Source organism: Streptomyces sp. ISL-11, assembly GCF_018614525.1.
In the GTDB taxonomy this organism is placed as follows: domain Bacteria; phylum Actinomycetota; class Actinomycetes; order Streptomycetales; family Streptomycetaceae; genus Streptomyces.
In genome coordinates this window covers 1-9,903 of the sequence record NZ_JAGGOL010000190.1, presented here as the reverse complement: position 1 = coordinate 9,903, position 9,903 = coordinate 1, and the positions used below count along the sequence as shown (strand labels likewise).

The 9,903-nt window shown below is 70.6% G+C and carries 9 protein-coding genes and 1 pseudogene; 3 read left to right on the top strand and 7 right to left on the bottom strand.

What is annotated here, in order from left to right:
- Window positions 1-1,449, bottom strand: a 1,449-nt coding sequence (locus J7E86_RS29145; protein WP_215085813.1) for an APC family permease, incomplete at its 3' end; no start/stop codon positions are given.
- A gap of 81 nt (window positions 1,450-1,530) precedes the next feature.
- Window positions 1,531-2,073, bottom strand: coding sequence for an SRPBCC family protein (locus J7E86_RS29140; RefSeq protein WP_215085812.1), 543 nt, complete (start codon window positions 2,071-2,073; stop codon window positions 1,531-1,533).
- A 149-nt stretch (window positions 2,074-2,222) separates the two neighbouring features.
- Here J7E86_RS29140 and J7E86_RS29135 point away from each other — a divergent pair, with 149 nt between their 5' ends.
- The gene (locus J7E86_RS29135) at window positions 2,223-2,417 is read left to right on the top strand and encodes a hypothetical protein (RefSeq protein ID WP_215085811.1); all 195 of its coding nucleotides are present in this window, start codon (window positions 2,223-2,225) and stop codon (window positions 2,415-2,417) included.
- Between the two features lie 81 nt (window positions 2,418-2,498).
- Here J7E86_RS29135 and J7E86_RS29130 read toward each other — a convergent pair whose 3' ends face one another.
- The 3 genes from J7E86_RS29130 to J7E86_RS29120 form a co-directional block, all read right to left on the bottom strand.
- Window positions 2,499-3,908 (bottom strand): family 2B encapsulin nanocompartment shell protein, encoded by a 1,410-nt coding sequence (locus J7E86_RS29130; RefSeq protein WP_215085810.1) that lies wholly within the window; start codon window positions 3,906-3,908, stop codon window positions 2,499-2,501.
- A gap of 84 nt (window positions 3,909-3,992) precedes the next feature.
- Window positions 3,993-5,411: a family 2B encapsulin nanocompartment shell protein gene (locus tag J7E86_RS29125; RefSeq protein ID WP_215085809.1), complete on the bottom strand. Its 1,419-nt coding sequence runs from the start codon at window positions 5,409-5,411 to the stop codon at window positions 3,993-3,995.
- 136 nt (window positions 5,412-5,547) lie between these two features.
- Window positions 5,548-6,786, bottom strand: coding sequence for a phosphodiester glycosidase family protein (locus J7E86_RS29120; protein WP_308312768.1), 1,239 nt, complete (start codon window positions 6,784-6,786; stop codon window positions 5,548-5,550).
- A 209-nt stretch (window positions 6,787-6,995) separates the two neighbouring features.
- Between J7E86_RS29120 and J7E86_RS29115 the strand changes: the two genes are divergently transcribed.
- Both J7E86_RS29115 and J7E86_RS29110 read left to right on the top strand, forming a co-directional pair.
- Window positions 6,996-7,871 (top strand): phosphatidylinositol-specific phospholipase C/glycerophosphodiester phosphodiesterase family protein, encoded by an 876-nt coding sequence (locus tag J7E86_RS29115; RefSeq protein WP_215085808.1) that lies wholly within the window; start codon window positions 6,996-6,998, stop codon window positions 7,869-7,871.
- Window positions 7,872-8,238: 367 nt separating this feature from the next.
- Complete coding sequence (locus J7E86_RS29110) at window positions 8,239-8,571, top strand: hypothetical protein (RefSeq protein ID WP_308312767.1); 333 nt, start codon at window positions 8,239-8,241, stop codon at window positions 8,569-8,571.
- Here the strand turns inward: J7E86_RS29110 and J7E86_RS29105 are convergent.
- Window positions 8,565-9,434, bottom strand: coding sequence for a YceI family protein (locus J7E86_RS29105; RefSeq protein ID WP_215085807.1), 870 nt, complete (start codon window positions 9,432-9,434; stop codon window positions 8,565-8,567). The two genes, J7E86_RS29110 and J7E86_RS29105, sit on opposite strands and share 7 nt — an antisense overlap.
- A gap of 122 nt (window positions 9,435-9,556) precedes the next feature.
- Window positions 9,557-9,903: pseudogene (locus tag J7E86_RS29100) on the bottom strand (SWF or SNF family helicase); the annotation flags it as partial.

Sequence of the window (9,903 nt, the reverse complement as noted above, 5' to 3'; positions counted from 1 at the left end):
CATCAGCCACAGCAGCACACCGGCGATCACCGCCAGGTAGGCGCCCTGGGTGAACTTCGTCAGCAGCACGATGATCAGCACCAGGCCGGTGACCACGGCCCCCACCGCGTTGATCACCCGGGCGGTGTGGATGTGCCCGCGCTCGCGCGCGGGGGGACCCTCCCGCAGGGCGCGGTTCCAGTGCCGGACCATGCCCGTCTGGGAGAGGGTGAAGGAGGTGAACACCCCGAGGATGTAGAGGTGGATGAGGCTGGTGACCGACGCGTGGTACACCCACAGCAGCACGCCGGCGACCGTGGCGAGCGCGAGGATGCCGTTGGAGAAGGCGAGCCGGTCGCCGCGGGTGTGCAACTGGTGCGGCACGTAGCGGTGCTGGGCCAGGATGGACGCCAGCAGCGGGAAGCCGTTGAACGCGGTGTTCGCGGCGAGGATCAGCACCAGCGCGGTGGCCGCCTGGATATAGAAGAAGCCGAAGCTGTCACTGCCGCCGAAGACCGCGGCCGCGAGCTGGGCGATGACGGTGCGCTGGGGTGTGGTGGCGCAGTCCCCGGTGAAGCCCGTCAGCCGGCAGGTGTCGTCGGCGATGTGGACATCGGCGATGAGCGCGAGCGCGGTGATCCCGGAGAACATCACGACCGCGATCAGGCCCATCGCGGCCATCGTGGTGGCGGCGTTGCGGGACTTGGGCCTGCGGAAGGCCGGCACCCCGTTGGAGATGGCCTCCACACCGGTCAGCGCGGTGCACCCGCTGGAGAACGCCCGCAGGACGAGCAGCGCGAGGGCCGCGCCCGCGAGGTTCGCGTCGCCGGGGTCGGCCGTGATGCCGTAGCGGGCGGACTCCGCCACTGGGGCGTCACCGGCGATCCAGCGGAACAGGCCGGTCGCGCACAGCACGACGACACCGGTGACGAAGAGATAGGTGGGCGCCGCGAAGGCCCGGCCGGACTCGCGCAGCCCGCGCAGGTTCACCGACGCCAGCAGGGCGACGAAGACCACCGCCATGATCGTCCGGTGCGGGTTCAGGGACGGGACGGCGGAGATGATGTTGTCCACGCCGGACGCGACCGACACCGCCACCGTCATCACGTAGTCCACCAGCAGCGACGCGGCCACCACCAGCCCCGCCGAGGCCCCGAGGTTGGTCGACACCACCTCGTAGGACCCGCCGCCGGAGGGGTAGGCGTGGACGACCTGCCGGTAGGACAGCACCACGACGGCCATCAGGGCCACCACCGCGATCGCGATCCAGGTGGCCAGATGGAGGTATGCCAGACCGCCCAGCGTCAGGACCAGCAGGATCTCCTGCGTGGCGTAGGCGACCGACGACAGGGGGTCGGAGGCGAAGATGGGCAGCGCCAGCCGTTTGGGCAGCAGCGTCTCCTGCAGCCCTTCACTGGGCAGCGCACGGCCGACCACCAGGCGTTTGACGGCGTCGATGAGTCTGGGCACACAGGTGACCCTAGGATGACATTCCGAACGTACCGATGAAGCCGGGCCGCCGGGGATGCCACCGGACCGGACGCGTTGCCGTCACGGCCACGGTACGAGCCACGGCTCCTCCGGGAGCGGACTGCCCGTCTCCAGGAACGACTTGAGATTGGACAGCACCGCCGCCCATCCCCGCGCCGCCGCGTCCCGTTCGGCCTCGTCGGCCAGGTCCTCGTGGGTCACGGTGAGCCGGACGATCCCGGCGTACGCGCGGATGCCGAAGGTGACGCGGGAGACGCGCTCCGCCCGCTCGTCGCCCGGCTCGGCCCAGGTGGTCACCAGGCGCGTGGGCGGCACGCTCTCCAGGACCGTGCCGGCGACATCGGCGGTGTGCGTGCTGTTGGTGCGCTGATGTTCCCACAGGGAGCCGACCTGCCAGTCCGAGACATTGCTGTGCCCCCAGTACTCGGCCGTCATATCGGCGTCGGTCAGCGCTTCCCAGACCTTTTCCGGTGTACTCCCGATATAGGTGACGTACGTACATGTCGGCTTGTCGCTCTGCGATCCTCCGCGGGCGGTCTCGGAGCGGGCGCTCCTGCGGGCGGAATGCCCGGACCCTGTCCCGAACGAGGATCCCTGGCGCATGAGTGCCACCACGGCTCTCCACCACGTGGTGGCCGGGGGAAGCGCCCGACCCGGCGAACTCGTACCCGAATGGAGTACACCCGCTTTCCCGGATCGCGAAGCGCGGTGGGTCAGACTGGCGTTCAACCACTCCGTCGAGGAGGTTCGCCGTGGCTATTTCGATCTCCGTGGTCCTGCTGCTTCTGATTCTGATGGTGGTATTCATGCGCAGCGGCGCACTCCGGGTCTTTCCCGCCCTGGTGTGTGTCCTGCTCGGCTTCCTCCTCGCCAGTACGAGCGTGGCGCCCACCATCACCGATGGCATCAGCGCCACCGCGCGCCTCGTCAGCGGTGTGCGGCCCTGACGCCGTAGCCCGCTCCGGCCGGCCTCGTCGGCCATGGCCACGGGTGTCCAAAGACCGCACACCTCCGGTTCAACTTTCGTCCTACGCGCGGCCGATCTCGACGTCCTCCAGAATGCCGAGGGCGTCCGGGACCAGAATGGCCGCCGAATAGTAGGCGCTCACCAGATACGACGAGACCGCCTGCTCATTGATGCCCATGAAGCGCACATTGAGACTCGGCTGATATTCGTCCGGGATGCCGGTCTGGTGCAGGCCCACCACACCCTGGTTCTCCTCACCGGTCCGCATCGCGAGGATCGAGCTCGTACCGGACTCGGACACCGGGATCTTGTTGCAGGGCAGCAGCGGCACCCCGCGCCAGGAGCGCACCGCCGAGCCCAGGACGTCGATGGATTGCGGGTAGAGGCCGCGGCTGGTGCACTCCCGGCCGAACGCCGCGATCGTGCGCGGATGCGCCAGCAGATACTGGGTCTTGCGGCGCCTCGACAGCAGCTCGTCGAGGTCGTCGGGGGTGGGGGGACCGGTACGGGTGTGAATGCGCTGACCGAGGTCGGCGTTGTGCAGCAGACCGAATTCACGGTTGTTGACGATCTCGTGTTCCTGGCGCTCACGCAGCGCCTCGACGGTCAGCCGCAACTGCTGCTCCAGCTGACTCATCGGCTCGTTGTAGAGGTCGGCCACGCGTGTGTGCACCCGCAGCACGGTCTGCGCGACGCCGAGTTCGTACTCGCGGGGGGAGAGCTCGTAGTCGGCGAAGGTGCCGGGGATGACCGGCTCACCGGAGTGGCCGGAGGTCACCGCGATGTCGGCCTCGCCGCGCTTGTTCTGCGGCCGCTGCGGCCGGGAGGCGAAGCCCGCGATGTGATCGCGCAGTGCCTCCGAGCGGTCGGCGAGCTCCTGGAAGGTCTGCCGGGGCAGCGCCAGCACCGTGCAGCGCGTCACGGCCCGTACGGTGAACGGCCAGGTGCCCTCCGTCTCCAGCGGCACCTTCTCGCCGAAGTAGTCACCGTCGGCCAGCACGCCGAGCACGGTCTCCTCGCCGTACTTGCCCGGGCCCGTTTTGTTGAGCTTGCCGTGGGCGATCAGGACGATCTGATCGGCCGGAGTGCCCGCCTCGACCAGGGTGTCGCCCGCCGCGTACTCGCGCTGGACGAACCCGTCCGCCAGCGCCTCCAGCGCGGCACTGTCCTCGAACCCCCGCAGCAGCGGCAGTTCGCCGAGCTCCGGCGGGATCACCCGTACGTCCGTGCCGGTCGAGATGAACTCGACCCGGCCGTCCCCGACCGAGTAGGTCAGTCGCCGGTTCACCCGGTACGTGCCCGCGGACACCTGGACCCAGGGCAGCACCCGAAGCAGCCACCGGGAGCTGATGCCCTGCATCTGCGGAACGGACTTCGTCGTGGTGGCGAGCTGCCGTGCCGCCGTCGTGCCCAGGCTCAGCTGCGACTCGCCTGTCTGCGTGACCTCTCCGGACTCCACTGACGTGGTCATTACTGGTCATCACCCATCTGTTGCGTCTTCTGGCGCGGAATGTTCTGGCGCTGAACGCGCCGGCTGGTCCGTGGAGTTCGCCGGTCAGTGACCGACTTCGACGTTCTCGAGAATGCCCAGGGCGTCGGGGACGAGGACGGCCGCGGAATAGTAGGCGCTCACCAGGTAGGAGATGATGGCCTGCTCGCTGATGCCCATGAAACGGACGGAGAGGCTCGGCCGGTACTCGTCGGGAATTCCCGTCCGGTGGAGCCCGACGACCCCTTGGGATTCCTCTCCGGTGCGCATCAGGAGAATGGAGCTGGTGCCGTTCTCGGTGACCGGGATCTTGCTGCACGGGAAGATCGGCACACCGCGCCAGGCGGGCATCATGTGGCCGCTCACCGGCACGCTGTCCGGATACACGCCCCGGCGGTTGAACTCGCGGCCGATCGCCGCGATCGCGCGCGGGTGCGCCAGCAGGAAGCCGGGGTCCTTCCATACCGTGGCCAGCAGCTCGTCGAGGTCGTCGGGGGTGGGCGGGCCGGTGCGGGTGTGGATGCGCTGCTTGAGGTCGGCGTTGTGCAGCAGGCCGAACTCGCGGTTGTTGACCAGCTCGTGTTCCTGCCGCTCGCGCAGCGCCTCGATGGTCAGCCGCAACTGCTGCTCGACCTGGTTCATCGGCTCGTTGTAGAGGTCGGCCACACGTGAGTGCACCCGCAGCACGGTCTGCGCGACGCTCAGCCCGTACTCGCGCGGCGAGAGCTCGTAGTCGGCGAAGACGCCAGGCAACGCCGGTTCGCCGCTGTGGCCGGAGGCGACGTCGATGGCCGACTCCCCGTACTCGTTCTGCGGGCGGCCGGAGGCGGTGCGGAAGCCCGCGACATGGGAGCGCAATTCCTCCGAGCGGCCCAGCATGTCCTCGAAGTCGCGGCGGGGCAGCGTCAGCACCGTACAGGCCGTGACGGCCTTGACGGTGAAGTCCCACTCGCCGACCTCGGTCGCCGCCAGGGCCCGGTCGCCGAAGTACCCGCCGTCCGCCAGCACGCCGAGCACGGCCGGCTCGCCGTACTCGCCCTCGTGCTCCTTGTGGACCTTGCCGTGGGCGATCAGGACGACCTGATCGGCCGGCTGTCCGGCCTCCACCAGCACGTCACCGGGCCGGTACTCGTGCTGGGTGAAGCGGCCCGCCAGTTCTTCGAGTACCGCCGGGTCCGAGAAGCCTCGGAGCAGGGGCAGTTCGCCCAGCTCGGCCGGGATGACCCGGACGTCCGCCCCCGTGGAGACGAACTCCACCCGGCCGTCGCCGAGCGTGTGCGTCAGTCGTCGGTTCACCCGGTACGTACCGCCGGGGACATGGACCCACGACAGCAGGCGCAGCAGCCACCGTGAGGTGATTCCCTGCATCTGCGGAACGGTCTTCGTCGTGGTCGCGAGATTCCGTGCGGCCGCCGTGCCCAGGCTCAATGAGCCCGGACCGTGTTGATTGTCGGCGTCGGTGCCGGTCTCCACTGACGTCGTCATATAAGAATTCCCACCCATCCATTGCGGAACAGTCCACTGCGGGACCCCGACGGTTGCTTTCCGCTTGCGCAAGTTCGAAGCTAGCAGCGGGAATTGACGGGCGCAGTCACTCAAATGGGTGGATTGGTCTATGAAGTTAAGTGCGGATAAAAATTCCCACACCGTTCGCGACCGCCCGCTCGGCACCGCCCGAGGGGTGGTTGCGCACCGTGGTCCGTCCGCCGTCGGGGTCGCGGGTCACCAGCGTGCTCGAACCGCCGCCGTCGAGGTTCAACGCGTCGTCGGCGCCGAGCTCCCGCATCAGGTCGGCCAGTTCGGCGACGGTCAGGCCGGTGCGGTAGGCGGATCCGCCGTCCAGGGCCAGGAGGTAGAAGAGGCGGCCGCCGCCGCCCGAGCCCGCCGAGGTCCGCACGGCCGAGTTCGCGTTGTCAAGACCCGCCGGGAGCCGGCCGTCGCGCAGCACCGGGAAGCCGCCGATCGCGAACCGGAGCGCTCCCGGCTCGGTGGGCCTCAGCCGTTCCTCGACGCGGACCGTGTCGCCCACGCGCAGTCTGCGCAGCTCGCGCGCCCCCGCCTCGCGGCCCACCAGGACCGTGGACCCGGACGCGATCGCGCCGCGCCCCGGAGTCGCCGTCGCGGCCGTCACCCGGCCGCGGCGCACGGTGAGTTCGTAGGTGTCCGCCGTGCACGGCGCGCCCCTGTTGGTGTCCGTGCCGCAGGTCGCGCGCAGCCGCGAGGCGGCGCCCCACGCGGCGGTGTAGGCCCCGATGCCGCCGACCGGCAGGGCGTACTGGTTCAGGCCGCGCAGCGGCAGCTTCCTGCCCTCGGCCGTCACCGTGCCCGTCAGGGCGAGCCGGTCCAGCCGGGCCGTGCGGTCCGTACCCACGCCGATGACGTCCCGGGTCGTGGCGCCCCTCGGCAGGGCCGGTCCGAAGCGCTGGCCGTCGGGCACCGCCGCGCCGAGCCCGCGGCCGCTCGCGATGGACGGTCCCACCGGGGCGCCCGTGGCCTCCACGCCCGGGTGCTGGGTCTCCGTGATGTTGAAGAAGTCGCCGTTGATACCGCCCACCGCGCCCTGCCGGTCGACCATCCGCGACACCGTCGACCGCGCGGCGACCGCACCCGGGGACAACAGGTCCAGGGAGACACCGGGCGCTCCCAGGTCGGCGGTGAGAAGATGCCCGTACGCGGGCCCGTGCGCGGCCGCCAGCGAGAACTCCTGGTACGTCACTCCGGGCGCCACCGGTGCAGGGGCGCCGACGCGCAGCGCGGGCCGCGCTCCGGTCTCCGCCCACGCGGTACCCCCGCCGACCAGCGAGGTCCATGCCACCAGAACCGTCAGTACCGCGCGCACGCGGCTGCTACGTCTCACCACAGCCTCCCCAGAGGTCGCGTCAACTCTTGCATGGCGCAAGAGGGTTCACCATTCCCCGAAAGAACGACAGGGAATGCGCCGAGGTCGACGTGGGCAACTCTTGGCGCATCCCTCCCCACCGGCCCACCGTGCCCGGATACTCACGGGCACCGGCCCTCACGATCCCGCCGGCCGCCGCACCCGACGCCCACCGACCCGGGAGAGACGCCATGAACCCTCGTACGCGCCGCGCAGCCCTCGTCACGCTCGGAGCCGCACTCGCCGGGGCGTTCACGGGCCCCGCCCTCGCCGCTCCGGTGCGTGCGCGGGAGCAGGGGCAGGACGTGACCCGCACGGTGCCGTTGCGCCGGGCGCACGCGCACAACGACTACGAGCACGCGCACCCGCTCGCCGACGCGCTCTCCCACGGCTTCGGCAGCGTGGAGGCCGACATCTGGCTGGTGGGCGGCCAACTGCTGGTCGGCCACGACGCGTCCGGCCTCGACCCCTCCCGCACCCTCGAATCCCTCTACCTCGACCCGCTGCTGAGCCGTGTGAGAGCCGGCCGCGGCCGTGTCTACCCGGGCTACGACCTCTCCCTGCAACTCCTCGTCGACATCAAGTCCGCGGGCGACCCGACCTACCGCGCTCTCTCGCGCCGCCTGCGGCGCTACCACTCGATGCTCAGCTTCTGTGCCGACGGCAGGGTCCACCGCGGCGCCGTCACCGCGGTCGTCTCCGGTGATCGTGGCGCGCGGACCCCCATGGCGGCGGAGCGGGTGCGGCGTGCCTTCTACGACGGCCGTCTCGGCGATCTCGGGACCGGTGTCCCGGCCTCGTTCGCCCCTCTCGTGAGCGACAACTGGACCGCGCTCTTCACCTGGCAGGGCGTCGGGCCGATGCCTGCGCGGGAGCGGGCCGAGCTGCTGAGGATCGTGTCCACCGCGCACGCCGAGCACCGGCGGTTGCGTTTCTGGGCCACGCCCGACCGGCCCGGCCCGGCGCGCGAGGCGCTCTGGCGGGAACTCCTGGCCGCGGGGGTGGACCACCTCAACACCGACGACCTGGCGGGGCTCGAGGCGTTCCTCCGCGAGGCTGGTGACTGAGCGCTCCGTGGGCGGTGGGATGGACACCGGCAAATCGTATGATTATGGGATCAGTGGACCGGAGGGGCACGCCGTGGAACCGCCGTGATGTCGCCCGCTCGGTGGCATGGTGTCAGGGCCCGCGGCCCGCTGGAATGTCGCGGTCCCACGGGGAAGATGTAGCGATACCGTCATCGTGCGGTGGGGGAGGTGCGTACGCGGGGACGCTGAACGCATGGCCACCCCACCCGGACCGCCGTACGGCCCGCCCGCGGGCCCTCCGCCCCCGTCGCCGCCCCCGCCTCCGGGCGGATTCGGTCCCAGTGGGCCGCCCTGGGGCCCGGAACCGCCCCCTCATGGTGACGGGGGCGGGCGGCGGCTCGCCATCGTGATCACCGTGCTCGTGGCCGTCGCGGCGCTGGCGCTGGGAGCGGTGCTGATCATCGGGGCCGGGGATGACGACAAGCGGAAGGGGCCCGGCGGGGACACGCCGAGCGGGTCGTCGCCGTCCTTCAGCCTGCCCAGCGGGCTTCCGTCGAATCTCCCGACGAGCCTGCCGAGCCGGCTGCCGACGCGTCTGCCGACAGCTCTTCCCAGCGGTCTGCCGACCCGCCTGCCCAGTGGCTTCCCCACCAGCCTGCCCAGCGGCTTTCCGACGAACCTGTTCCCGGCGCCCGCCGAGGACAAGCCCGTCCTGGCGGCGGAGGGCCCGGGTCACTGAGCCGGTACGGCCTGGATGTCGAGCTCGATCCTGATGGTCGCGCCGATCATGGCGATCCCGCGCTGGAGCATGGAGCGCCAGTTGAGGGTGAAGTCCTCGCGGTGCAGCTCGGTGGAGGCCGAGCAGGCGGTGCGGGTCTCGCCCGTGACGCCGGTGCCGATGCCGAGGTAGCGGGTGTCGAGGGAGACGTTCCGGCTGACACCGTGCAGGTCGAGCACGCCCTGGACGGCCCACCGCGAGCCACCTCGGTGTGTGAAGCGCTCACTGGTGAACTGCATGTGGGGGAACCGGGCGACGTTCAGGAACTCCGCCGAGCGCAGGTGTTCGTCGCGCTGGGCGACGCCGGTGTCGATGCTGGAGGTGTCGATCACCACGTCGAGGCGCGAGTCCTCCATCCGGTCGCCGATCCACAGTGTGCCCTCGAACCGGTTGAACCGGCCGTGGACCTCGGCGAGCCCGATGTGCCGGGCGATGAAGCGCACGGCCGTGTGGTCCGGGTCGATGCGCCAGGGCCCCGGTGCGGGCAGGGAGGGCGCCGGCGCCGGTTCCATGGCCATCGGGTCCAGGGCGGTGCGTATCCCGTCCGTGGACTCGAACGTGCGGCGTACGGGCGTGAAGCCCTCGGCCGTCACGGCGACGCTGTACTGGCCGGGCGCCACGGTCGCCGCGAAGCGGCCGTGGGGGTCGGTCTGTCCATGGACGACTTCCTGGCCGTTGGTGTCCCGCACGGACACCTCCGCTCTGTGCAGAGGTAGCCGCACGGGATCGAGCACGACACAGTCCAGGGCCCCCGCCCCGTACGGGATCGGTGCGGTCTCCCGGTGCGGGGAACGCTTGTGACGGCGCAGCAGGGCGAAAGTCATCCCAAAGGGCCTTTCCGTGATCAGAGGTGCTGAAGTAAAAGATCACCACATTCTGATACTGATAGGCAAAACGACCCCCACAGACCATGAAAGCAGCGTATGGGTGCTTTACGGCTTTCGATTCACTCCGGTTGTCCCGGGTCCTCCGCGAGCAGACCGGCGAGCGCCGCCGCCGGATCGTCCTCTCCTGGACCGGCGGGCCACCACTGGCCGCCCTGCTTGCGATAGGGCCACCAGCGGCCGTCACGTCCGTAGCGCAGCTGTGCGCCGGTCCCGAGCGCCGTCCACCGGTTGCGGGTGACCCGCAGGCCCGGCGCGCGCTCCTCCTCCCAGGCGGCGGCCAACTGGGCCCGCGCGCGGGCCAGGGCCGCCGGCTCCGGGGTCCACTCCTCCTCCAGCACGGCCAGCGCGGCGGGGCCGCCCTGGGCCCAGGCCCGTACCGCCCGGTCGAGCCCGCCGCGTTCACGGC

Excerpts from the sequence above, each read along its gene's own strand:
- J7E86_RS29115 (WP_215085808.1), top strand. The coding sequence starts at position 6,996 with ATGAACCCTCGTACGCGCCGCGCAGCCCTCGTCACGCTCGGAGCCGCA.
- J7E86_RS29140 (WP_215085812.1), bottom strand. The coding sequence starts at position 2,073 with ATGCGCCAGGGATCCTCGTTCGGGACAGGGTCCGGGCATTCCGCCCGC.
- J7E86_RS29125 (WP_215085809.1), bottom strand. The coding sequence starts at position 5,411 with ATGACGACGTCAGTGGAGACCGGCACCGACGCCGACAATCAACACGGT.
- J7E86_RS29105 (WP_215085807.1), bottom strand. The coding sequence starts at position 9,434 with ATGACTTTCGCCCTGCTGCGCCGTCACAAGCGTTCCCCGCACCGGGAG.
- J7E86_RS29130 (WP_215085810.1), bottom strand. The coding sequence starts at position 3,908 with ATGACCACGTCAGTGGAGTCCGGAGAGGTCACGCAGACAGGCGAGTCG.